Origin of the sequence: Maribacter algicola (assembly GCF_003933245.1) — a bacterium.
GTDB classification, from domain to species: Bacteria; Bacteroidota; Bacteroidia; order Flavobacteriales; family Flavobacteriaceae; genus Maribacter; species Maribacter algicola.
Genome location: NZ_QUSX01000001.1, coordinates 1,750,137 through 1,774,461 on the forward strand (window position 1 = coordinate 1,750,137; position 24,325 = coordinate 1,774,461).

Annotated in this window: 17 protein-coding genes; 11 read left to right on the forward strand and 6 right to left on the reverse strand. The window is 41.8% G+C overall.

From position 1 onward, the window contains the following. The first annotated feature begins 30 nt into the window (after window positions 1–30). From DZC72_RS07455 to DZC72_RS07475, 5 genes are all read left to right on the forward strand, one after another. Complete coding sequence (locus DZC72_RS07455; RefSeq protein WP_125222212.1) at window positions 31–2,451, forward strand: FtsX-like permease family protein; 2,421 nt, start codon at window positions 31–33, stop codon at window positions 2,449–2,451. A gap of 81 nt (window positions 2,452–2,532) precedes the next feature. Beyond that, window positions 2,533–4,932 carry an ABC transporter permease gene (locus tag DZC72_RS07460; protein WP_125222213.1) on the forward strand — a complete coding sequence of 800 codons (2,400 nt, stop codon included), beginning with the start codon at window positions 2,533–2,535 and terminating at the stop codon, window positions 4,930–4,932. An 89-nt stretch (window positions 4,933–5,021) separates the two neighbouring features. Continuing rightward, window positions 5,022–7,406: an ABC transporter permease gene (locus tag DZC72_RS07465; RefSeq protein ID WP_125222214.1), complete on the forward strand. Its 2,385-nt coding sequence runs from the start codon at window positions 5,022–5,024 to the stop codon at window positions 7,404–7,406. A gap of 25 nt (window positions 7,407–7,431) precedes the next feature. Next, entirely contained in the window at window positions 7,432–9,840 is a 2,409-nt protein-coding gene (locus DZC72_RS07470; protein ID WP_125222215.1) for an FtsX-like permease family protein, read from the forward strand. Between the two features lie 43 nt (window positions 9,841–9,883). Next, entirely contained in the window at window positions 9,884–10,549 is a 666-nt protein-coding gene (locus DZC72_RS07475; RefSeq protein ID WP_125222216.1) for an ABC transporter ATP-binding protein, read from the forward strand. Here DZC72_RS07475 and DZC72_RS07480 read toward each other — a convergent pair. Beyond that, a complete protein-coding gene (locus DZC72_RS07480; protein WP_125222217.1) occupies window positions 10,546–12,219 on the reverse strand; it encodes an amidase in 1,674 nt (557 codons plus the stop codon). The genes DZC72_RS07475 and DZC72_RS07480 overlap by 4 nt on opposite strands. 201 nt (window positions 12,220–12,420) lie before the next feature. On the opposite strand from DZC72_RS07480, the gene DZC72_RS07485 reads away from it, so the two are divergent. From DZC72_RS07485 to DZC72_RS07505, 5 genes are all read left to right on the forward strand, one after another. Then, on the forward strand, window positions 12,421–13,563 hold the full coding sequence (locus tag DZC72_RS07485) for an Mrp/NBP35 family ATP-binding protein (protein WP_125222218.1): 1,143 nt from the start codon (window positions 12,421–12,423) through the stop codon (window positions 13,561–13,563). A gap of 11 nt (window positions 13,564–13,574) precedes the next feature. Continuing rightward, on the forward strand, window positions 13,575–13,817 hold the full coding sequence (locus DZC72_RS07490) for a NifU family protein (protein ID WP_125222638.1): 243 nt from the start codon (window positions 13,575–13,577) through the stop codon (window positions 13,815–13,817). 64 nt (window positions 13,818–13,881) lie between these two features. After that, the gene (locus tag DZC72_RS07495) at window positions 13,882–14,940 is read left to right on the forward strand and encodes an NAD(P)/FAD-dependent oxidoreductase (protein ID WP_125222219.1); all 1,059 of its coding nucleotides are present in this window, start codon (window positions 13,882–13,884) and stop codon (window positions 14,938–14,940) included. Window positions 14,941–15,046: 106 nt separating this feature from the next. After that, complete coding sequence (locus tag DZC72_RS07500; protein WP_125222220.1) at window positions 15,047–15,394, forward strand: four helix bundle protein; 348 nt, start codon at window positions 15,047–15,049, stop codon at window positions 15,392–15,394. Between the two features lie 92 nt (window positions 15,395–15,486). Next, entirely contained in the window at window positions 15,487–15,819 is a 333-nt protein-coding gene (locus DZC72_RS07505) for a 2Fe-2S iron-sulfur cluster-binding family protein (protein ID WP_125222221.1), read from the forward strand. A gap of 166 nt (window positions 15,820–15,985) precedes the next feature. Here the strand turns inward: DZC72_RS07505 and DZC72_RS07510 are convergent, their stop codons facing one another. The 4 genes from DZC72_RS07510 to DZC72_RS07525 all read right to left on the reverse strand — a co-directional run bounded on the left by DZC72_RS07510 (window position 15,986) and on the right by DZC72_RS07525 (window position 20,875). Next, a complete protein-coding gene (locus DZC72_RS07510; RefSeq protein ID WP_125222222.1) occupies window positions 15,986–17,725 on the reverse strand; it encodes an ABC transporter ATP-binding protein in 1,740 nt (579 codons plus the stop codon). A 116-nt stretch (window positions 17,726–17,841) separates the two neighbouring features. Then, a complete protein-coding gene (locus DZC72_RS07515; RefSeq protein WP_125222223.1) occupies window positions 17,842–18,516 on the reverse strand; it encodes an ABC transporter ATP-binding protein in 675 nt (224 codons plus the stop codon). Window positions 18,517–18,533: 17 nt separating this feature from the next. Next, a complete protein-coding gene (locus DZC72_RS07520) occupies window positions 18,534–19,796 on the reverse strand; it encodes an ABC transporter permease (RefSeq protein WP_125222224.1) in 1,263 nt (420 codons plus the stop codon). Further along, window positions 19,793–20,875, reverse strand: coding sequence for an efflux RND transporter periplasmic adaptor subunit (locus tag DZC72_RS07525; RefSeq protein WP_243641672.1), 1,083 nt, complete (start codon window positions 20,873–20,875; stop codon window positions 19,793–19,795). Before DZC72_RS07525 ends, DZC72_RS07520 begins: the two co-directional genes overlap by 4 nt. Window positions 20,876–21,149: 274 nt before the next feature. Here DZC72_RS07525 and DZC72_RS07530 point away from each other — a divergent pair, with 274 nt between their 5' ends. Then, a complete protein-coding gene (locus DZC72_RS07530) occupies window positions 21,150–23,267 on the forward strand; it encodes an acylase (protein ID WP_394340635.1) in 2,118 nt (705 codons plus the stop codon). 22 nt (window positions 23,268–23,289) lie between these two features. Here the strand turns inward: DZC72_RS07530 and DZC72_RS07535 are convergent, their stop codons facing one another. Continuing rightward, window positions 23,290–24,324 (reverse strand): agmatine deiminase family protein, encoded by a 1,035-nt coding sequence (locus tag DZC72_RS07535; RefSeq protein ID WP_125222226.1) that lies wholly within the window; start codon window positions 24,322–24,324, stop codon window positions 23,290–23,292. Window position 24,325 lies beyond the last annotated feature (1 nt).

Below are 24,325 nucleotides of genomic sequence, written 5' to 3' on the forward strand. Positions count from 1 at the left end.
TCAAAAATCAATCATCAAAAAACGAGTACCATGTTCAAAAACTATCTAAAAATCGCATGGCGCAATCTTTTTAAGAACAAAGGATATACCATCATAAATATTGGAGGTCTTGCCTTGGGTATTGCAGTGGCCCTATTCATTGGCTTATGGGTACATGATGAATTATCCTTCAACACCAATTTTAAAAACCATGAACGCATAGCTCAGGTTTTGATGAACAAGACTGGAAATGGGGAAACCCGAACCCGGTACAATCACCCCTATCCACTGGCCGATGAATTGCGTAGCACATACGGTGACGATTTTGAAGAGGTGGTCATGAGTTCCTTTCCCGGAGACAATGTGTTGTCCGTAAAAGATAAACACCTGAATGAATACGGGGCATTTATGGAGCAAGGTGTCCTTCGTATGTTCTCGTTTCCTATGTTGAGGGGTAATCAAAATGCACTCAGTAATCCCAATGCCATTATCATATCCGAATCCACTGCTAAAGCGTTTTTCGGTGATGAAGATCCCATGGAAAAAACAATGCAGTTGAATAACGACGCGGTGGTTACGGTGAAAGGTGTTTTTAAAAATTTACCGAACAATACCAATATTTTTGATGCCCTTAGTGCGTTTTCTGAGCCAAAGGCCCTTCAATTTGTCGCTTCTTGGGAGTTGTATGTGACCATGAACGATTGGGTGAAGACGGCGCGCGATCAAAAGTTATGGGACAATAATTCGTATTTGCTTTATGCACAGATAGCGGACAATTCTTCCATGCAATCCGTAAGTAATAAAATAAAGAATGTTATTTACCAGCATGTACCCGAGGGCACTAAACGGAGCAATCCTCAAATATTCTTACATGCTATGGAGGATTGGCACTTACTGTCTACTTTTCAGAACGGACGACCTGTTGGGGGAACCATCCAATATGTACGTATGTTTGGCATTATAGGCATATTTGTGCTACTGTTGGCCTGTATCAATTTTATGAACTTAAGTACGGCCAGGGCCCAAAAACGTGCCAAGGAAGTAGGGATAAGAAAGACAGTGGGTTCCCTGAGGAACCAATTGGTGGGTCAGTTCATGTTCGAATCTTTGTTGGTTACCCTTTGTGCCTTTATTTTGGCCTGTGGACTTGTATTGTTATTACTGCCTTTTTTCAATCAATTGGCCAACAAACAGGTTTTGTTTCCTTTAGTCAACCCTATTTTTTGGATTATTTGTGCAGGATTAATTTTGGCTACGAGCCTTTTGGCCGGAAGCTATCCGGCAGTATACCTTTCCTCTTTCCGTCCTGTAAAGGTGTTAAAAGGAACTATCCGTACAGGAAAATCGGCGACATCATTCCGTAAAGTACTGGTTGTCGTCCAATTTACGGTTTCCATAATTCTGGTAGCCGGTACGGTAGTGGTTAATCGGCAGATTCAACATTCCAAGGACCGACCTGTTGGGTACGACAAAAATGGATTGATCATGGTCGAAAAAACTACAGAAGATTATCAAGGCAAATACAATGCGCTTCGCGATGCTTTGAAAGAAACTGGCGTGGTACAGGAAATGGCGGAATCCTCAAGTCCTTTGACCGAGGTCTGGAACAGTAATTCCGGTTATGAATGGGAAGGAAAGGACCCTGATTTCATTACCAATATTGTTGCTTTTTATGTATCCCATGATTATGGAAATACTGTGGACTGGGATTTGGCGCAAGGACGGGATTTTTCTAGGGATTTTGCTTCGGACTCAACCAGTTACATCTTAAATGAGGCTGCTGTAAAGTATATGGGATTGGAAAATCCGATTGGTAAAAAGATTCGTTGGTATGATGGGCAACATGAGGTCATCGGAGTGGTTAAGAATTTATTGACCGAATCACCTTTTGAGCCTGTTAAGCCGGCCATATATTCCATTAATTATAATCAGACCAACTGGATTAATTTAAAACTGGCATCTGGAAAAAGCCTTGCGGCATCGCTCGGTCAAATCGAAACGGTCTTTAATAAGTTCTCGCCTGGCGTTCCGTTCAACTATCAATTTGTAGATGCTGTTTTTGAAAAAAAGTTCAAGACTGAGGAGCGTATGCGAAAATTGTCCGAAATTTTCTCGATTCTTGCCATATTCATTAGCTGTCTGGGTCTTTTTGGACTGGCCACTTTTATGGCTGAGCAGCGTACCAAGGAAATTGGCATCCGAAAAGTTTTGGGTGCTTCCGTTCCGAGTCTATTCCAACTACTTTCCAAAGAATTTGTGGTCCTGATAATTGTTTCTGGTCTTATCGCGGTTCCCGTTGCATACCATTCTATGAAACAGTGGTTAGAAAATTATACCTACCGAACGAACATGCCATGGTGGGTTTTTGGAATTGCAATTATTGGTGTCTTACTAGTGGCCATATTAACGGTTAGTTATCAAGCGGTAAGGGCAGCTAAGGTGAATCCAATAAAAAGTTTACGTACAGAGTGACACATTTTAAAAAAAGGAAAGTCTTTATATAAAACATCAATCTGTGCTGAGCATTGTCGAAGCATCAAAAAATCATCAATCATGTTTAAAAACTATCTGAAAATCGCTTGGAGAAACCTTTTAAAAAACAAGGGGTATTCGGTTATCAATATTGGTGGACTGGCCCTAGGTATGGCGGTTACCTTGATTATTGGTCTTTGGATACAGGATGAGCTATCCTACAACAGTTATTTTAAGAACAAGGAAAAAATCGCCCAGATTTTTCAGTCCCAAACCTTCAATGGAGAAACTGGAACGGGGCCAGCTATACCCAGACCTCTTGAAAAGGCCCTGAGGGATGGTTATAGTGACAATTTTGAGCATTTGATCATGTGTTCATGGACCAATGACCATTACCTTAAATATGGGGAGAAGAGTATTTCCAGACCGGGCAATTATATGCAGCGTATGGGCCCAGAACTTTTTAATCTGGAAATTATAAAAGGGGAAAAGGACGGATTAAGGGAAATCAATTCCATTATGTTATCGGAATCCACGGCCAATGCACTTTTTGGCAGTGAAGACCCCATTGGAAAAACCATCAAAGTGAGCAACGAGCACGATATGAACGTTAGTGCCGTTTATAAGGATATTCCCTTCAACAACTCCTTCAACGATACCGAATTTATCATTCCTTGGGAAAAGTACTTGGCGAATAATGAATGGATACGAAATGCGGAGGACCAGTGGGGCAACAATTCCTTTCAAATGTTCGTCCAAATTGCGGATAATACCACCATGGCTGGCGTTACAAATAAAATAAAGGACGTAAAAAAGACCTTGAATGAGAATAGCGCGGAGTTTAATCCGCAAATTTTTCTATTTCCCATGGAGGATTGGCATCTTAGGGGCAGTTTTGAAAATGGACGGCAAGTAGGAGGCCGCATTAAATATGTTTGGCTTTTTGGCATTATAGGGGCATTCGTGCTACTATTGGCCTGCATCAACTTTATGAACTTAAGTACCGCACGCTCAGAAAAAAGGGCCAAGGAGGTAGGTATTCGTAAATCCATAGGTTCCCAGAAGGGTCAGTTGGTCTATCAGTTTTTAAGTGAGTCTTTTTTGGTAGTCCTTTTCGCATTTGTTTTGGCTTTGGTCATGGTACTTCTTTCATTGAACGGTTTTAATGAACTGTCTCGAAAGGAAATCTCGTTTCCTTGGGCCAATGGTACGTTTTGGCTGGTGTCCCTTGGGTTTATAATGTTCACTTCCTTATTGGCGGGCAGCTATCCAGCGCTATATCTCTCGTCCTTTAGACCTGTAGATGTCCTAAAAGGTTCTTTTAAGGCCGGCAAGTACGCAGGTCTTCCTAGAAAAATATTGGTGGTGTTACAGTTTACGGTTTCCGTGGCTTTTATCATTGGCACCGTTATCGTAATGCAGCAGATCAACTATGCCAAAAACCGACCCGTAGGCTATGATAAGGAAGGTCTTATCCAGATACCAACGTTCAGTCAGGATTTTGAGGGAAAATATGATTTAATGCGCAGTGAATTTATAGGTTCCGGAGCAGTGGTAGAAATGTCCACTTCCAGTAGTCCCACAACTCAGATTTGGTCCAATAGAAGTGGATTTACTTGGGAGGGAAAACCGGAAGGTTTTCAGGAAGATTTGGCCTGGACCGAGGTTTCACCGGAATATGCCAAGTCACTCAACTTAAAAATAGTAGAGGGGAGGGATTTTTCAAGGGAATATGCCACGGATTCCCTGGGCGTACTCATCAATGAAACCGCTAAAAAATATTTGGGTATGCCAGACCCAGTGGGTAAACTTTTAAAAGACGATGATGAGGAAGACCCAGGGCCTCCCTTGAAAATTATCGGGGTAGTACAGGACATGATTACCCAATCCCCTTACGAACCCGTGAAACAAGGTATTTACGTATATGATCGGTTCAATAATTCCAGTTATTATAACCTCAGATTGAACCCTGACCAAAGTGCTGGACAGAATTTAGCGGTTGTAGAAAGGGTGTTCAAGGAGCACTTCCCAGATATCCCATTTGAATACGAGTTTGTGGATAGTCAGTATGGAGAAAAGTTTGCTTCGGAAGAACGCATAGGAACCCTGTCCGGGGTCTTCACGGCTTTGGCCATTTTGATCAGTTGTCTTGGGCTTTTTGGACTTACATCCTTCGTTGCGGAGCAGCGCAAGAAGGAAATTGGTGTTCGCAAGGTATTGGGGGCTTCTATATTCAACGTATGGAATATGCTTTCCAAAGACTTTTTAAAGCTGGTTATAATTTCTTGTTTTATCGCTGTCCCCATTGCCTATTTCATTATGAACGGATGGCTGCAGGAATATCCGTATCGGGTGGTTTTAAAGTGGTGGATTTTCGCTTTGGCTATGTTGGGAGCACTTGCCGTAACTATACTAACGGTTAGTTTTCAGGCGATTAAAGCCGCCAAGGCCAATCCTGTAAAAAGTTTGCGGACGGAATAAAGGGAACTTTTAACCAAATGTACCAAAAAAAATTGGCTCGTGATAAAGACCATTTTAAGGGATACTAATAATTAGAAACTGTAGTATGTATGCTCATAAAATTTGCATTACGAAATCTTAAAAAAAGACCCATTTTAAATGGTATCAAAATTATTGGGCTCGGGCTCGGGCTATGTGGTCTTTTGTTTATTGCCCTTTTCATAAAAAATGAACTGGGCTATGACCAACAGCAAAAAAACGCCGACCGAATTTATAGATTGACCTTTACAAGTCCTGATTTTTTGGACAACAATCATTTTGCCCGGTTTTTTGCTTCTCAAGAACTTCCCAAATTGGCCGACAATGTCCCAGAAATAGAGGAATATGTGCGCCTGCAACCCATTCGTGGAAAACTGATTCGGAACCAAGAACAGTATTATGGAATCAATCAGGGTTTTGCTGTTGATGAAAGCTTTTTTAAAGTTTTTGATGTTCGGCTGTCGCAAGGACAAACCAACGCCATTACCAATCCAGGTTCTGTTGTCATTTCCACTTCACTTGCCCAAAAGGTTTTTGGAAATTCCGATCCAATTGGGAAGGTCATATCACTACCAGAGGGACATTTTAATGCTACCCAATCTGATTTTGAGGTTGCCGGGGTGATGCAAGATTTTGTGCAACAAAGTCATTTTCATCCAGATATTCTATTTATACCCGGTAATGAACGTATCCAAGGATGGGCCTATCTCTATCTGCTCCTTAAAGAAAATACCAATGTAGAAGCTATTGCAGGTAAACTATCCAAGGAACTAGCGTTATTGTATACTCCCCAAGGAGCTACGGATAATGTGGCGGTCAAAGCATATTTGATGAACATTGCCGATATCCATCTTAAATCCAATCTATTCCGTGAAATTGAGCCAAATGGCAGTCTCTCCAACATTTGGGTCCTGGCAATGGCAGGGTTCGTTTTATTGTTTATTTCAATAAGCAACTTTACAAGTCTCAATTTGGGGATGGTGGGCTATCTGTCAACTTTTTTGGCACTGAACCAAATCATGGGTTCGTCAAAACGGATTATTGGCAAATATTTAATCATTGAAAGTGCCATTATTGTGCTATTGGCAGTAGCGTTTGTTTTCTTGGGCATGTTTCATTTCAATACATTGATTTCTCAAAACTATCAGATTGACCTTCTAAAAGGCAACTGGCTTTTTACCATAACAGTGATTCTTTGCTGTTCGCTTTTGATTTTGCTCGCTGGGCTCCAACCTATTGTCAAGAATCGGTTTGTACGCTTGTCGCTCAATCAATCCTTGCGTAAAACAGGAAAGGTGAAAGGGTATAATCCATTATTGATAGCCCAATTTACCTTGGTCATCATATTGTTGATTGGAGTGGTCGTAATTTCAAAACAAATCAACTATGGGTTTGATAAGGCCATGGGGGCAAACGAAAATATTATTTGTTTGCCATTGGTGCACTCCAAAGTGCAAAAAGACTTCTTGCTTTTCAAGAAAGAACTTCTCAAACAAACCGATATCACGTCAGTATCCGCAATGATGGATACTCCGGGGAGTGAAACCCATGATATGTTCCAGTATGCAATTGCCGACTCACCTAAACCAAAAGACGGCAACAATGCCATTGGTGTCTTTGCCGCTGACTATTCTTTTGCCGAGGTGTTCGGTCTTTCATTTTTGGGTGGGAAAAATTTTACGGAAAGAAATACCGACGAAAATGGAAATGGCGAATATATTATCAATGAAAGTGCCCTAAGGCAACTTGGATTTCAAGACCCCAGCTCTATTGTTGATAAAGGTTTTAAACTGATTTCACCTGTAGAAGGTGTGGATTTGCCAGAAGGAAAAATTATTGGGGTTGTTGAGGACTTTCACTTGGCCGGATTACAAAGCAAGGTGGAACCATTGGTGATATTTAAAAGGGAGAACAGTTGGTTGAATAGTATTGTCATTTCCTATAAATCCAAATCCCAAAATGGAGTCACCCAGAGTATTCAAAATATTTGGGACGATTTGTTTCCAGAATACCCTTTGGATTATGTAGAGGTCGATACAATCTATCAGAATGTATATAAAACTGAGCTTTTGCAAAAACGACTGATACTTATCTTTTCCTTAATTGCCATTTTCATTAGTATTATGGGTGTCTTGGGGCTTTCTTTAATGGTAGCGAAGAGTCGTTATAAGGAAATAGGTATCCGCAAAGTAAACGGAGCTAGTAGAATTGAAATACTGACCCTTTTAAACAGTGCCTTTTTCAAATGTTTAATATTGGCACTTATATTGGCGATGCCAATTTCATACGTTACGGTATCTGCTTGGCTAAAGGGTTTTGCCTATAGTATACCACTAACTCCATGGATGTTTCTTCTGGCTGGTGGTTCAGTAGTGCTCATTACCATACTTACAGTTAGTTGGCAGAGTTATAAAGCAGCCTCTGTCAATCCCGTGAAAAGTTTACGAACAGAGTAAATTCATCATCAAAAAAATAAGTAACATGATCAAAAACTATCTAAAAATCGGCTTTAGAAATCTTTGGAAGGATAAAACCTTCACTACTATAAATGTCATTGGGCTTGCCATTGCCTTTGGTGTTGCCATATTGTTGGCTACGGCAAGTTTCTATGAACTGTCCTATGAAAGCTTCCATGAAAATAGGGATAAGATATACGGCGTATATAACGTTCAGCAAACCGAAGAAGGCCCAGAGGCAGGTACTAGTCAACCAACACCTTTTGCGGAGGCCTTGAAATCAGAAGTACCGGGAATTGCAAGGAGCACAAGGGTTCTGGAGAGAGTTGCCTTGGTGATTAATGGCGAGAAAGAGCTCGTGCTTGATGCCAACTGGGTAGACAAAGATTTTTTCTCCATGTTCGATTTTCCCTTGATCGAAGGTGGTAAAGGTAATGCCCTTCAAAACATAGGAGAGGTTGTTCTTACTAGAGAGGCTGCCCATAAACTGTTTGGCAGAACTGATGTAATTGGGCAGACTATTAACGTATTGATCAATGGTAAACAGGAGCCGTTCACTGTTGGAGCCGTTGCAGAGGACTTACCAACGAACACTGAAATGGGCTTTGAAATCGCCTTGAGATTTGAAAGCAATCCTGAATATCTGGATACAAAGGAATCTTGGAACGCGCAATATCATTCGGTTTATGTGGAACTTCAGGATAATATTTCCGTGGAGCAATTTGAAGGTGCTACACGTTCCTTTATAGACCTTCATTACCAGGAGGTCATAGAAACCGCTAAAAACTCAGGTGTTTTGCCCAACAATGAAGGACTATACCGGGAAATTAGATTACTCCCGCTTAAGGACATTCATTTTACTAGCTTTAAAAATGGGTTCGCAGAGGAAAGCAGGAGCGTTCCCTATCTTATTTTGGCCGTTGCCCTTTTAATTCTATTCATAGCTTGTGTAAATTTTGTAAACATGAGCCTGGCCAAAAGTTCTCAGCGTCTCAAGGAAATAGGAATGCGTAAGACCCTAGGGGCAAAAAGAAAGCATCTATTTTTTCAATTTTGGGGAGAAAGCTTGATTATTTTTATTGCTTCGGCAAGTATGGGCATTTTACTCAGTTTGTTGCTTTTCGATGATTTTAAAACTGTCTTTAGCACACAAGCCTCCATGGATGCCTTAATGACACCATTGTTTTGGGGTCTATTCTTTACCACTGTTCTGTTGGTAACTTTTATTGTAGGAGGGTACCCGGCTCTGCTATTGAGCAAATTAGGTACTATACAGTCCTTAAAGGGAAAATTGGACAGTAATGGTAAGAATAGGGTAAGAGATATGTTAATGGTTATCCAATTTGGAATCGCTATCCTTTTGATTACAGGAACCTTGGTGCTTCGAGGCCAAATAGAGTTCATGGGAAACAAGGATTTAGGGTATGACAAGATGCATGTACTCTCTTTTCCTTTGAATGGAAAAAAAGAAAGTTATGCCTTGCTACAATTGCTAAAGGACGAGCTAAGGGGCAACCCGGACATATTGGAGGTTTCAGGTGCCGACAATAATTTGGGCCGGGGAAAGGATGGCAGTCGTTCTTCGAGCGTTATCGGTTTTGATTATAAGGGCAAGATCATAAGGACGAACTTTTTGGTCGTGGATTCGGATTATGTTCCCACGCTGGGGCTTGAAATGGTATTGGGAAGAAACTTTAACGGGATAGGCGATAGTTTGGGAATTCTTATCAATGAAAAAATGGCTGAACAATTGGGCGAAGAGGATATTCTGTCCTCAGCATTACCCATAGGCGGAGACGAAATGAACCCTATACTGGGAGTTATAAAGGATTATCATTTTCAGGACTTGGACAAGGCCATAGAACCCATCACCTTTTACATGACCAAGGATTTGCCTTTGACCTACGCCTATGTGAAAGTGGCTCCCAAGAACATAACCAATAGTTTTGAGGCCGTAGAGAATGCATATAAAAAATTGGAACCCAATGCCGATTTTTTAGGCTCTTTTCTGGATGAGAACGTGGACAGGACCTTTCGTCGTGAGAAGTCCATGGCATTATTGATTACCAGCGGTGCACTTATAGCAATCATACTTAGCTGTATTGGTCTTTTTGCCATGTCTATGTTGGTGGTGACACAGCGTACAAAGGAAATAGGTATTAGGAAAGTCATTGGTGCCAGTGTTCTGAACATTACCTTCATACTCACAAAGGATTTTCTAAAACTTGTTCTTTTCGCTTTTTTGATAGCATCACCAATAGCATGGTGGTTTTTAAAACAATGGTTGGAAAACTACGAGTATAGGATAGAACTAAGTTGGGTGTTTTTTGTAGTATCGGGAATACTGGCAGTTGCTATAGCTTTTTTAACTATTGGGACAAGGACAATCGGAGCCGCATTGGCAAACCCGGTGAAGTCGTTAAGGGATGAGTAGTACAATTTAACATCTAAAATTTATCATCTAATATCTAACATCTATGTTATTACAACTTAAGAATATATTTAAATGGGTCAATTCAGGAGGTCAAAGAATTTTTCTGTTAAAGGACATTAATTTGGAAGTGGAAGAGGGGGAATTCATTTCGGTGATGGGGCCTTCAGGATCTGGAAAATCCACTTTGCTGAACGTCATCGGCATGTTGGATACGTTTGACGAGGGCGAGTACAATTTCTTGGATGAATCCGTTCATACCTTAAAGGAGAAACATCGCTCCAACCTGTACAAAGAATATATTGGTTTTGTTTTTCAATCCTACCACCTTTTGGACGATTTAACCGTACAGGAAAACTTGGAGATGCCCTTGTTGTACAAAAAATTCAAAGGGTCCGAAAGAAAGGCCATGGTTGCCGATATGTTGGACCGATTTAATATTGTGGGCAAAAAGGATTTGTTTCCGGCCCAATTGAGCGGGGGACAACAACAATTGGTGGGTGTGGCCAGGGCCTTGATCGCCAATCCAAAACTCATCTTGGCCGATGAGCCTACCGGAAATCTCAATTCCCAGCAGAGTGAGGAAATTATGCAGCTTTTCAAGAAACTGAATGAAGAGGAAGGTGTTACCATTATCCAAGTTACGCACTCCGAGAAAAACGCTGGGTACGGCACCCGAATCATCAACTTATTGGACGGTAGGAAGGTTTAGTCCATGTATCCTTCTGGGTGCATCTCATCAAAATCCGTTTGTTCCTGGAACGCCTTTGCCAGCAATAGGATACTGGCCTCGTCATAAAGGTTCCCCACCAAAGTAATACTAGTTGGATGTTTGTCCTTGTCCAAACCCGTTGGAATGGAAATAACCGGGTGTCCTGTTAAATTCGTAATGACCAACTGTCTATTGCCAAAGGACGGGGAGATGATGACATCGTAATCTTTGATCAGTTCGTTCATTTTTGCAATCAATACTTCCCGATGCCGATTCGCCTGAAGATACTCTACGGCGGGAATGAATCGGGCCTGACGAAGGGAATTCGCCCTTGAGCTTTGGTCCTGCTCCACCATTTTATCAACATCCGAAGAAAGGACCAAATCATCAAAAAACGCACCTGCCTCGGCCCTCAAAATAATATCAAAACTATTGAAAGGGACATCATCAGGTAATTCCAACGAATCCATTTTTATGCCCATTTTATTAAAAACAGCCAGGGCCTTTGTCAGATTGTCCTTTGATTTTGAGGTATCCTTGTCGATATCCTTTTTTAGATATCCTACCTTAAGGGTGGTAACATCCTTGTTTTTGTCAAACCCAAAAGGGTAGTCCGTGGTAGTGGGGTCCTTTGGATCTTTTCCAGATATGATGTTGTAAACAATAGCGCAATCCTGGGCATTTCGGGCCATAGGACCAATTTTGTCCATGGACCAACTCAAGCTCATAACACCATATCTGCTCACCCGGCCATAAGTAGGGCGTAGGCCTGTAATACCATTACGGGTACTGGGAGAAGTAATGCTTCCCAAGGTTTCGGTACCCAAGGCAAATGGAACCAGGCCTGCTGAAGTAGCTGATCCTGAACCAGCCGATGAACCGCTTGCCCCTTGTTTTATATCCCAAGGGTTTTTTGTTTTACCTCCAAACCAAACATCTCCACGGGCCAGTGAACCAGATACCAATTTGGCGATAAGTACACCACCGGCCTCCTGCAATTTTTCCACCACAGTAGCCGTCATATCAAATTCCTGATTTTTATAGGGTTCGGCACCCCAAGTCGTTTTATAGCCTTTTACAGAAATCAAGTCCTTCACGCCATAGGGAATGCCATGCAAAATTCCACGGTATTTTCCCGCTTGCAATTCCGCATCCATTTTTTTAGCCTGTTCCATGGCCATTTCCTCGGTGATGGTGATGGTGGATTGGAGTATTCCATCGTATTTTTTGATTCGGTCTATAAAAAACTGGGTCAATGCCACCGAGGTTATTTTTCCATGCTTTATGAGCGAGGCCAATTGGGGAATGGTATAAAAAGCGAGTTGGGATTTATTGTTAGGTAGTTCAACATCCGTAGGAATTTCCCATGATGGAAATCCCGCTTGCGGTTTGGGATTAAAATTTAACGGCAAGGGGTCAAATTTAATGGCCGGGAAGACGGTATAATCCAATTCGTACGTGCGCAAGGAGTCATAGCCTTCCCTGTTTCTTTCCAAGTAAGGGTAAAGCGTATCGAGCTGTTTTTTGGTAAAGGCAACCCCCACTAGGTTCTGCGCACCTTTTACGTCTCTTTTTGAGAATTTGTGTTTGCTGGCTCCACAGGCGCATAGCATGAAAACCAAAATCGCGAATACGAATAAAACGGGCTTAGTTTTGATTGGGTCTCTCATGGACGTATTGTTTTGAAGTTTGCCTAAAATACTACATTCGACCGATTCATAATTTATTATTGTAATATAATATGCTTGGAAAACATTTTTAAAGTGTTCATAGGATAGGCAGTTCTTATTGCTTTATCTTCAATTTCAATATAATAGCTTCTTAATCTCATACCTAAGGATTATCTTTGTTGTTTAGAATGAATTTACATAATGATGATAGATAAGAAGGACGTTTTAAAGGCATTGGAAACCATCACCGTTCCTGGTGAGGGCCAGAATATGGTTGAAAGCGGGGCCGTACGAAACATTCAGATTTATGGGGATGAGGTTGAGGTGGATATTACCATTAAAAATCCAAGTCTACAGGCCCGAAAAAAAACGGAGGTTGAAATTCTTAAGGCCATCCATAAGGATGTGTATGAAAAGGCCAAGATCAAGGTCAATATCAAGGTAGATGCTCCTTCCACTTCCCCTAAGGTCAATGAAATTAAAGGAAAACCAATTCCCGGTATTCAGAATATCATTGCGGTGGCCTCCGGAAAGGGAGGGGTTGGTAAATCTACGGTGACCGCCAATTTGGCCGTCACCTTGGCAAAAATGGGATTCAAGGTAGGACTATTGGATGCCGATATTTACGGTCCGTCCATGCCCATTATGTTCGATGTGGCTCATGAAAAACCCTTGGCGGTAAATGTCAACGGGAAGTCCAAAATGAAGCCTGTAGAAAATTATGGGGTTAAATTATTGTCCATTGGGTTTTTTACCCAACCTAATCAAGCGGTTATTTGGAGGGGACCCATGGCCTCAAAGGCATTGAACCAAATGATTTTTGATGCCCATTGGGGAGAGATAGACTTTATGCTTTTAGACCTACCTCCTGGTACCGGGGACATCCACTTGAGCATTATGCAATCTATGCCCGTGACAGGTGCGGTAGTGGTGAGCACGCCACAGGAGGTCGCCTTGGCCGATGCCCGAAAAGGAGTGGCCATGTTCCAACAGGATTCCATTAACGTGCCTGTTTTAGGAATTGTAGAAAATATGGCCTATTTTACTCCAGCGGAGCTGCCTGATAATAAGTATTATATATTTGGTAAGGAAGGTGCTAAACACTTAGCAGAAGATCTGAATGTTCCCTTTTTGGGCGAAATTCCCTTGGTACAGAGTATACGGGAGGCCGGTGACGTAGGTAGGCCGGCAGCCTTGCAAACCGCCACACCCATTGAAGCTGCCTTCGAGGAACTCACCAAAAATGTGGTACAGCAGGTAGTCAACAGAAACGAAAACATTCCGCCAACAGAGGCGATCAAGATAACCACAATGGCAGGCTGTTCTGCCGTTAAAAAGAAGTAGTTATGACAACAATGACTTCGGACGATTTAAAAGGAAAAGTAGAAAAAGCATTGGATGAAATTCGTCCTTTTCTTCAAAGTGATGGCGGGGATATTTCTCTTATTTCCATCGACAACGGTAACTCCGTAAAGGTAAAGTTACACGGTGCCTGTGTGGGGTGCAGTGTCAATCAGATGACTTTGAAAAGTGGTGTTGAAATGACCATAAAAAAATATGCGCCCCAAATAGAAGAGGTTATTAATGTAGAGGGGTAACCTGATAACAATCATAAATTTTAAACTTTCCCAAGAGTAGTTTAGCCAGCTAATAGCGCTATACATGATTAAAACAGATATACTTATTATAGGGGCCGGTCCAACGGGCCTTTTTGCCGTTTTTGAAGCCGGATTGTTACAATTGAAATGCCACCTTATCGATGCCTTACCACAAGCTGGCGGACAGTGTTCTGAGATATACCCAAAAAAACCTATTTATGATATTCCCGGTTTTCCAGAAGTTCTTGCCGGTGATTTGGTGGATAACCTCATGGAACAAATTAAACCTTTCCAACCCAGTTTTACTTTAGGGGAAAGGGCCGAAACTATTGCAAAATTAGATGATGGTACCTTTGTGGTCACCACTAATAAGGGGACCCAACATAATGCTCCAGTAGTGGCCATTGCAGGAGGGCTTGGAAGTTTTGAGCCAAGAAAGCCCTTGCTGGAAAATCTATCGAAATATGAGGATAACGGGGTATCCTATATGATTAAAGACCCTGAGGTTTATCGTGATAAAAAGGTCGTTATTGCAGGTGGTGGTGATTCTGCATTGGATTGGAGCATATTTTTGGCCGATGTTGCATCCGAAGTGACATTGGTACACCGAAGAAACGAGTTTAGAGGAGCTTTGGATTCCGTTGAAAAAGTACAGAATTTAAAGAATCAAGGGAAAATTAATTTGATAACCCCAGGTGAAATCGTGGGGCTCAAGGGCGAAGGCAAATTGGAATCCGTAACCATTAGAAAAACTTCCAATGCCGCCGAAGATATTACTTTGGAGGTAGATAATTTTATACCCTTGTTTGGACTTTCGCCCAAATTAGGACCCATCGCGGATTGGGGTTTGGAAATTGAAAAAAATGCCATTAAAGTAGACACGTTCGACTATCAAACCAATGTTCCAGGAATCTATGCCATTGGGGATGTTAACACGTATCCCGGAAAACTAAAATTGATTTTGTGTGGTTTCCATGAAGCCACATTGATGTGTCAAAGTGCATATCAAAGAATATTTCCAGATAAAAAATACGTTCTAAAATACACGACCGTTGGTGGTATTAACGGATTTGATGGTTCAAAAAAAGAAGCTCCCAAAGCAGTAATAAAGGAAATTACATAATGTGAAATAGTGAGTTAGTGAAATAGTGGATAATGAAATAGAGGATTGTGAGATAGTGTAGAGGATGGAATTGCAAATATTCAAATTTTTAAAATAGCGGAACAAAGTGACCATTCAACGATTTGAGGATTTAGTGGTCTGGCAAAAGGCGCAAGATTTGGCGGTTTTAGTTTATCAAAATTTTACTGATAGTAAAGATTTTGGATTTAGAGATCAGATTACTAGAGCCTCGGTATCAATTTCAAATAATATAGCCGAAGGGTTTGAAAGAAGCTCCAACTCAGATTTTAAACGTTTTCTTTATTTTTCATTGGCCTCCAATAGTGAACTAAGGTCTATGTTGTATCTTGCCAAACGATTAAACTATATTGATTCAGATTTGGCTCTGAAGCTGATAAATGAAACAAATGAAATATCTAAAATGCTATATTCATTTATTAAGTCAATGAAATAAACATTATTTAATTTAAACTTTTTTACTAACCCACTAACCCACTAACCCACTAACCCACTAACCCACTAACCCACTAATAAACTATATGGACTATGTCCGATATTAAAATCAAAATAACCGACCGTGACGGTGTACTGCACGAAGTAGATGCCCCAACCGATATGAACATGAACCTGATGGAGGTAGTGCGTTCCTATGAATTGGCTCCTGAAGGAACTATCGGGATTTGCGGAGGAATGGCCATGTGTGCGTCTTGCCAATGCTATGTGAAATCTGACCATGAACTGCCTGCAAAATCGGATGATGAAGAGGCCATGTTGGCGGAGGCTTTTAATGTTCGTGAGAACAGCCGTTTAGGTTGTCAATTACATATTAGTGAAGATATGGACGGACTGGAAGTTGAGCTTGCTCCTGAGGAACTATAACAAATTCAAATTCAAGAGTCAAGTTCAAACTCAAAAAGTAAAAATTCTAATTTTAGGCGAATCACTACTGAATTTGAGTTTGCGTTTGTATTTTTTCAACCATCAACCATCAACCATCAACCATCAACCATCAACCATCAACCATCAACCATCAACCATCAACCATCTATATCCTCGCCTGATACGTAAACAGATTATAGTATCTACCCTCGGTGGCTATCAATTCCTCATGGGTGCCTTGTTCCGCAATACGTCCGTTTTCAATGACCAAAATCTGATCGGCCTTTCTAATGGTACTTAGGCGGTGGGCAATGACAAAGGTTGTTCGGCCTTTGGTGAGTTCAGCCAAACTTTTTTGAATTAGGGATTCGCTCTCGGTATCTAGATTAGAAGTGGCTTCGTCCAGTATCAAAATTTGAGGATTCGCCAATACGGCACGTGCAATGGCGATGCGTTGTCTTTGGCCACCGGAAAGTTTTACCCCACGCTCCCCAATAACCGTATCCAGACCATCATCGAATCTATCGGTGAATTCATCAACATAAGCAGCTTTAACAGCATCCCGTAGTTCTTGCTCGGTAGCATCCGGCCTGGGGAAAAGAATATTTTCACGGATGGTGCCTTCAAATAGAAAGTCGTCCTGCAGCACCACGCCTAAAAACTGTCGAAAACTGGTCAGGTCAACCTTTGAAAGGTCAATGCCATCAATGGTTATGGTTCCGGAATCCGGATTTAAAAAACTGGCTGCCAAACCTGCAATAGTAGATTTTCCAGAACCGGAGCTTCCAACAAGCGCTATGACATCCCCTGCCTTGGCCTCAAAACTGATATTATGCAATACCTCCTTGTCCTCCTCATAGGCAAACGAAACATCCTCAAAGCGCATATCGCCTTTTATTTGTTTTAGTTCAATGGTCCTGTCCTTATCATCCGCTTCGGCCACTTGGTTCATGAGTTCTTCGGTACGGTCCAATCCGGCCAAGGCTTCGGTAAGCTGACTTCCTATATTGCTCATTTGAACGATGGGGGCAACCATAAGGGCCAATAAAAAGGTAAATTCAAAATACTCGCCCGTACTCAACTCGCCCTGCATCATTTTGTATCCTCCAAAACCCATCATAATGCCTGTAGTGGCCAATCCTAAAAGAAAGGTTGAGGAACTGGTCATAACCGCGGTGGCCGTTAGGCTTTTCTTTACGTTTTCGTATAAACGTTCCACGCCTTCTTCAAATACTTTTCCTTCTTGTTCTTCGGCATTAAAGCCTTTAATGACCCGTATTCCTCCAAGAGTTTCCGTTAGTCGGCCTTTCACCTCTGCATTTATTTTGCCTCTTTCCCTAAAAACGGGTCTAATGATCTTGAAGGCTTTTAAAGCAATAACTGCAAACAATATCAGGGGAATAAAGGTCAGCAAGGTCATGGTGGGGCTAATACGTAATAAGAGAATAAGGGAAACAACCGCCGTAATGGTTCCTCCAACCAATTGTACAAGGCCGGTTCCTATAAGGTTACGTACACCCTCCACATCGCTCATGATTCTGGATACCAGTGCGCCCGACTTTGTATTGTCAAAAAAACGAATGGGCAGGGCAAGTACTTTTTTTTGGACCTGCGCGCGAAGTTCAGATATCATAAACTGCGCCTGAATACTCAGTACTTTTGTCAATAGAAATGACATAATGGCCTGTACCAGAAACGAAAGAATTACGACGATCACCAGAATTTTTAAAAAGTCATAGTCCTTATTGGGAACAATATCATCCAAAAAGTACCTAAGGGATACCGGGGCCACAAAACTTGCCGCCTTACTGACCACGATCAGCAAGAGTCCGATAAAAACCAGTTTTCTTCGGGGCCAAATGATGGTTTTAAATGCCTGTAGGATGCTAACCTTTTTCTCTGCCATGATACAAAAATACCTTTTTGTTTAGAAGTGTATGGAATAACTTTAAGAAGCCAACAAAAAATGGGTCCGAGAACAAAAGTTCCATTCATTGAATTACCGAATGATTTTTGGGATGATTATTTCAATATGCTACCATCCTCCATTTCAATTATACGATCTGTGCGTTTTGCAAAATCATTATCGTGGGTTACTACCAAAAGCGAAAGCCCCTTTTCTTGTGCAAGATTCTTAAAGATATTAAAGACATTTTCAGAATTTTGGCTATCCAGATTTCCAGTGGGTTCATCTCCCATTAGAATTGTAGGGTTGTTGATCAATGCACGGGCTATGGCCACACGTTGTTTTTCACCACCAGAAATGCGGGAAGCCCTTTGTTGGGCCAAATGCCCAATATGGAGCATTTTTAATTTCTCTTGGGCGTCATGTTCAATTTCCTCCAAGGATTTTTCGCCGAGTTTTTTTGCTGGTAGCATCACGTTCTCAAGTACGCTGAATTCTGCGAGCAGATAATGAAACTGAAAAACAAACCCTATGTGCCTGTTTCTTATCCTTGATAGTTCCTCATTGGATTTACCGGTTATCAGTTGATCATTTAGATAAAGTTCACCTGTATATTCCGTATCCATGGTGGACAGAATATAAAGCAACGTAGATTTTCCACAACCAGACTTTCCTACTATCGAGGTAAATTCCCCGGGTTGAATCCCAAAAGAAATATCCTTAAGCACATGGAAATCCTTTGGTTTGTAGAAGTGTTTATTGATGTTCCTTGTTTCAAGTACTAATTTCATGACGCAGGTTTGGGGCTCTAGGTTCCCCTGATTATTTTAATGGGATCCATATTTTTCGCCTTATTGGCAGGTAGATATCCGGCGATAAAGGTGGATAGTAAGGCAAAACCGATACCTATGGCATAATAGAGCGGATTATAATTGATTGGATAGGTTTTTATTGTGGGAAGTGCCTCGGTCTCAAAGGGTGTGTTGTCTATCAATACCGAAAGGCCAAACCCAACCAAAAGACCCAGAATACCGCCCAACAGTCCAATAATGACAGCCTGACTGATGAAGATTAGGGACACGTCCCTGCCCGAAAACCCCGTGGCCTTTAAGATGGCAATGTCCTTCATTTTCTCATATATCAGCATATTGAGAATGTTATAAATACCGAATCCGGCAACAATCAATAAGGTGAGGGAAACAGCATAGGTAATAAGGTTTCGTATGCTTGACCCTGTTTCGAACTGTGCATTGGCTTCTTTGATATCTATGGCCTGGATATCAAATTGTCTCTCCAACCTTTTTGCCATAGCGGGCGCCGCTTCTATATCAAACAATTTTATATGAATGTCCGTGATATAGTTTTCAGGTTGTCCTAAAATTCGCTGGGCCGTTTTCAAGTTTACATAGCTCTGTGAATTATCTATCTCTGCCAATCCGCTTTGATAGATACCTACAATTTTTAGGGGAAAAATAGAGCCAGAAACCGTGGCAACCTGAATTCGGTCACCTACCGAAAGCGACATTTTATCCGCGAGCCCCGCGCCAAGTAAAATGCCATTGGCGCTGTTCTTTAAGGCTTCTGGACTACCCGATACAATATAGTCGTTGATATTGGAAAGTCGGGCTTCTTCCATGATATCGGCCCCGATCAGAATACCTCCCAATTCTATCGAACCTGAAAGATAGAAAATCTGGGCCTGCAACTGCGGGGTAGCGCCCTTTACGTCGTCATTGGTTTTAAGATACTTTAAAATGGGCAGTGCATTGTGAATTTTTATTTGGGTTTCCTTTGGTTTTATGGATGTAACGACATTGAAGGCCCCCTTAAAATCGGTATATAGGGAAACAGGTTGCTCTTTGGAAGGTGCAATTTCGTTGTATAATCGAACATGGGGTGTGCGATTGAGCGTAAGTCCGTCGAGCAGATTGTTCAACCCTGTCATGAAGCCGGCCATGGTAATATAGGCTCCTATACCAAAAGTTACACCTAGGGCAGCTGTCACCGTACTTTTCATCTTGGTCGTTAGATGTGTTCTTGCAATTTTTAAGATGACGCTCCAGTTGGTCATTCTTCAGGCTTTAGGATGGCGGTTTTTTCATCTATTCCTTCCAGAACTTCCACCTGATCTAGGCTCTGCAGTCCAATTTTCAGCTGTACAATCCCGTCCCTTGTACGTACTTGATTCCCATTGATCAAATAGGATTTGGGCAGGGTCAGTACATTTTCCTTTTCCGCAATAATGATATTTCCCTCTCCTGCCAATCCCGGATATAAGGTTTTTGGAGGGTCTTTAAAAATGCCCTCAACCTTGAACGTCTGCGAACGTTCATCTTTTCTTGGATAAATTTTATGGATGGATGCTTCAAAAACACTGTTTTTATAGGCATCCAAGGTAACCAGCACTTGTAATCCCGGGGAGATTTTTACAATATCCACTTCGTCCACAAGCAACTCGATTATAAATACATCCTTACTCCCTAACGCCGCCAAGGGTTCCATAGTGGTTACAATTTCCCCGGGTTGCTTGAAAAGCGCATAGACTTTTCCGTTTATTTTACTGGTGACGGTAAAATCCTCCGCATTGGTTTTTGCGGTTTCGTAGCTGTTACGGGCCTGCTGCCATTGCGTGGAAAGTTCTTTCTGCGTGCGATCATAGCGATTTTTAGCCAATCGAAATTTGTTTTGGGAGAGTTCATAGGCCAATTTTTTATTCTCAAACTGTACTTGGGAACCAATCTGTTGCTCCCAAAGTCTTTTTTGCCGAAAATAATTGATAGAGTCGTTCATTAAGGAAAGTTGAGCTGCTTGAATTTCATCTTCCAATGCGGTTAGAATGGCAGCACTGCCCTTGTAATTTTCCTCTGCCAAATTCAGGTTTAACCGGGCGTTGTCCGCATTGAGTTCTGGTGCCGAGTTTATAATCTGTATCAAAGGATCCCCATTTTTGATCAAATCGCCCTCTTCCACCAAATTATTTTTCAAAATTCCAGATACGGCGGCAAATGCTTGATAAAGACTATCCGGTTGAACCGTAGCCGAGGCATAGACAGATTCTGTCATGAACATTTTCTTAGGATAGACCTTTTCCTCCTGATCCTCGCAGGAAATGAACCATAATGTGATGAACAATAAAGCAACTTTTCTCAATGGACGGTTTCTTTACGTACCGGTATGGTTAAATACCAATGATTTAGATTACCAAATTACCGTGTTTATTCAAAGCTACACGATTTTAAGCATACAAAAACTGACAATCGTCATACCATACGGCCCTGTTTTTTTAAAAATGTGGGAGCGTATACTTAAATTGGTAAAAGAGGATACATTTATGTACCTTCAAAAGCGTAAAGAATAGTGTATGAAAGGTGTATTTTACGTTGCCGTATTTTGTCTATTGATGGCCTGCGGGTCCAAGGAAATAATGAATCCCGAAGTTGAAAAATGGAAGGCCCAAGCGGCGGAAATAGAAATTATTCGGGATGATTTTGGGGTGCCCCACATTTATGGTAGGACCGATGCAGATGCTGTTTTTGGCCTGTTATATGCACAGTGCGAAGATGATTTCAATAGGGTAGAGCAAAATTATATTTGGGCAACTGGTAGGCTTGCGGAAGTAGAAGGAGAGGAAGCCATTTACAGCGATTTAAGGGCGAAACTTTTCATGACCGAAGAAGAGGCCAAGGCCAATTATGAAAAGAGTCCGGAGTGGTTGAAGGAGCTATGCGACGCCTTTGCCGATGGTATCAATTATTACCTGTATACCCACCCCGAAGTGAAACCTAAATTATTGACCCGGTTCGAACCTTGGATGCCCATGTATTTTAGTGAAGGAAGTATCGGTGGGGATATCGAACGCATTTCTACCAAAAAAATTGAATCCTTTTACGAGAGTTGGATGGAACTTCCCGTAATGGAGTTGTTGGAAATACAGAAGAAGGAAGAAATGGCGGAACCACAAGGCTCCAACGGAATTGCAATATCGGGGAAATTAACAAAATCCGGGAACGCCATGTTGCTGATCAATCCCCATACTTCCTTTTATTTTAGGGGCGAGGTTCATGTGGTAAGCGAAGAAGGCCTAAATGCCTATGGAGCCGTTACTTGGGGGCAGTTCTTCGTGTACCAGGGTTTTAACGAAAAAACCGGTTGGATGCATACCTCTACGTATACGGATGTGATGGACGAATTCAAGGAGACCATCGTAAAGAACGACGGAAAATTGTATTACCAATATGGGGAGGAGCTACGGCCGGTAGATTCCACCACGGTAACCCTTAAATATAAATCGGATACTGGAATCAAAGAACGAACCTTTCCCATGTACCGTACGCACCATGGTCCCATAACCCATGCGGTGGACGGACAATGGACGGCATCGGCAATGATGTGGGAACCTGTAAAGGCCTTGGAACAGTCTTTTGTTAGAACTAAAAAGGACGGTTATGAAGCATTCCGGGAAATGATGGACATTCGTACCAATTCATCCAACAATACGGTGTATGCCGATGCCGAGGGAAATATTGCCTATTTCCATGGTAATTTTATCCCGAAGAGGGATATCACTTTTGACCATTCAGAACCTGTGGATGGTAGTAATCCTCAAACTGATTGGCAAGGCCTACATACCGTCGATGAAAATATACTGGTACTGAACCCCGACAATGGATGGATACAGAATTGTAACTCCACACCCTATACTTCAGCGGCGGAGTTCAGTCCTAAAAAGGAAAATTATCCCTACTATATGTCCAAAAATCAAGAAAACTTTAGGGGGATTCATGCGATTGAATTATTGACAAATCGGAAAGGGTATACCATTGATAGCCTCATTCAATTGGCCCATGATTCGTATTTACCTGCTTTTAAAGCCTTGATTCCAGGATTGGTAAATGCCTATAATTCCCACGATGATAAAAACCCTAAATTGAGGGAGCCTATGGCTATTTTGGAAAAGTGGGACTTTAGAACCTCAAAGGAATCCGTTGCCATGACCTTGGCCCACTATTATGGAACGGCCATGGGACAAAAGGCAAAACAACCTGCTGGAATTAGCGATATGGAACGAATGGTCTATTTTGGAAATCATCCGGACGAGGGATTACGAGTTTTGGAAGAGGTCATCGATCAATTGGAAAACGATTTTGGTACTTGGAAAATGCCATGGGGCGAGTTGAATCGCTATCAACGTCTAAACGGGGATATTGTTCAGGAATTTAACGACAGCCTGCCAAGCGTGGGAGTTGGTTTTGCCTCGGGTCGTTGGGGTGCTTTGGCGGCGTATGGGGCTAGATATACTACCTCAGGAGCCAAAAAAATATATGGAACCCGGGGTAATAGTTTTGCCGCCGTAGTGGAGTTTGGGGATACCGTTAAGGCAAAAACAATATTGGCAGGCGGCCAAAGTGGAGACCCAAAATCACCTCATTTTGATGATCAAACGGAACGATATATTAATGTTAATTGGAAGGACGCCGCCTATTATAGGGACGATGTACTTAAAAGGGCACAAAAAACATATCATCCGGGGGAAACGGAATAATTAGTCTTTTGTTGAATTCTATTTATTCCGGTATTTGTTGGCTTAAGCAGTGCAATGTCCCAAAGCCCCAGATTAAATCGATACAGTTGATACCGATGACTTCCCGATCGGGGAAGCACTCCGCTAAAATGTTCAGTGCGATACGGTCATTGGAATCATTAAACGTAGGGACCAATACGGCACCGTTTATGATTAAAAAGTTCGCGTAACTGGCCGGAAGTTCCAAACCTTCAAATAGGATGGTTTTTGGCATGGGCAATTCCACCACCTTCAAAGGGGAGCCATCTTCCAAAACTGCTTTTTGGAGTCTTTTCAGATTCTCTTGAAGCGGTTTGTAGTTCTTGTTTTTCGGGTCGGTTTCCACTACAGTTACTACTGTGTTGGCCTTCACGAACCGACAAAGGTCATCTATGTGGCCGTGGGTGTCGTCCCCTTGGACCCCTTCTCCCAACCAAATCGTATTGGTTACTCCTAAATATTCCTTGAAAACAGCTTCATAATCGTCTTTTGTATAACCTGCATTCCGAACCTGAATCGAAGGATGTAAAAGACATTCTTCGGTAGTGATCAAGGTACCTTTTCCATTGACTTCCAAGGCACCACCTTCCAAAATAACTTTATTTCCCTTGTAAGTCGCTTGGGTCAGCGGGACTTTCAAAAAATCTGAAACTACGGCAGGCACATGTTTGTCCAATTGCCAATTGTTGTACTTGGCCCATCCGTTGAAATTAAAATTTATCGCTTCCGATTTTCCATTATGCTTAACGATAATAGGTCCGGAGTCGCGCATCCAACTTCGGTTGGTTTTGTGGATGATAAATGAAACCCTATCAAGGTCAACCGAAGCCATGAGCAGTAGGTCGGACACTTTTTTCTTTAAGGATTGATGGGCAACAACTAAAAATACCGTTTCAAAAAGGGAAACTTTTTTAATGAACTCTACAAAAGCCCACTGAATGGCTTCATACTTCCCAGGCCAATCCTTGCCATTGTGGGGAAAGCACAATAAGACGCCTCTCTGTCGCTCCCATTCCGCTGGAAATCTTCTTTTATCCATA

What these genes read in the sequence shown, in the direction of transcription:
- DZC72_RS07455 (WP_125222212.1), top strand. Translation starts at nt 31, where the DNA reads ATGTTCAAAAACTATCTAAAAATCGCATGGCGCAATCTTTTTAAGAAC.
- DZC72_RS07470 (WP_125222215.1), top strand. Translation starts at nt 7,432, where the DNA reads ATGATCAAAAACTATCTAAAAATCGGCTTTAGAAATCTTTGGAAGGAT.
- DZC72_RS07490 (WP_125222638.1), top strand. Translation starts at nt 13,575, where the DNA reads ATGACTTCGGACGATTTAAAAGGAAAAGTAGAAAAAGCATTGGATGAA.
- DZC72_RS07495 (WP_125222219.1), top strand. Translation starts at nt 13,882, where the DNA reads ATGATTAAAACAGATATACTTATTATAGGGGCCGGTCCAACGGGCCTT.
- DZC72_RS07535 (WP_125222226.1), bottom strand. Translation starts at nt 24,324, where the DNA reads ATGGATAAAAGAAGATTTCCAGCGGAATGGGAGCGACAGAGAGGCGTC.
- DZC72_RS07460 (WP_125222213.1), top strand. Translation starts at nt 2,533, where the DNA reads ATGTTTAAAAACTATCTGAAAATCGCTTGGAGAAACCTTTTAAAAAAC.
- DZC72_RS07510 (WP_125222222.1), bottom strand. Translation starts at nt 17,725, where the DNA reads ATGGCAGAGAAAAAGGTTAGCATCCTACAGGCATTTAAAACCATCATT.
- DZC72_RS07485 (WP_125222218.1), top strand. Translation starts at nt 12,421, where the DNA reads ATGATGATAGATAAGAAGGACGTTTTAAAGGCATTGGAAACCATCACC.
- DZC72_RS07505 (WP_125222221.1), top strand. Translation starts at nt 15,487, where the DNA reads ATGTCCGATATTAAAATCAAAATAACCGACCGTGACGGTGTACTGCAC.
- DZC72_RS07475 (WP_125222216.1), top strand. Translation starts at nt 9,884, where the DNA reads ATGTTATTACAACTTAAGAATATATTTAAATGGGTCAATTCAGGAGGT.
- DZC72_RS07530 (WP_394340635.1), top strand. Translation starts at nt 21,150, where the DNA reads ATGAATCCCGAAGTTGAAAAATGGAAGGCCCAAGCGGCGGAAATAGAA.
- DZC72_RS07520 (WP_125222224.1), bottom strand. Translation starts at nt 19,796, where the DNA reads ATGACCAACTGGAGCGTCATCTTAAAAATTGCAAGAACACATCTAACG.
- DZC72_RS07465 (WP_125222214.1), top strand. Translation starts at nt 5,022, where the DNA reads ATGCTCATAAAATTTGCATTACGAAATCTTAAAAAAAGACCCATTTTA.
- DZC72_RS07515 (WP_125222223.1), bottom strand. Translation starts at nt 18,516, where the DNA reads ATGAAATTAGTACTTGAAACAAGGAACATCAATAAACACTTCTACAAA.
- DZC72_RS07480 (WP_125222217.1), bottom strand. Translation starts at nt 12,219, where the DNA reads ATGAGAGACCCAATCAAAACTAAGCCCGTTTTATTCGTATTCGCGATT.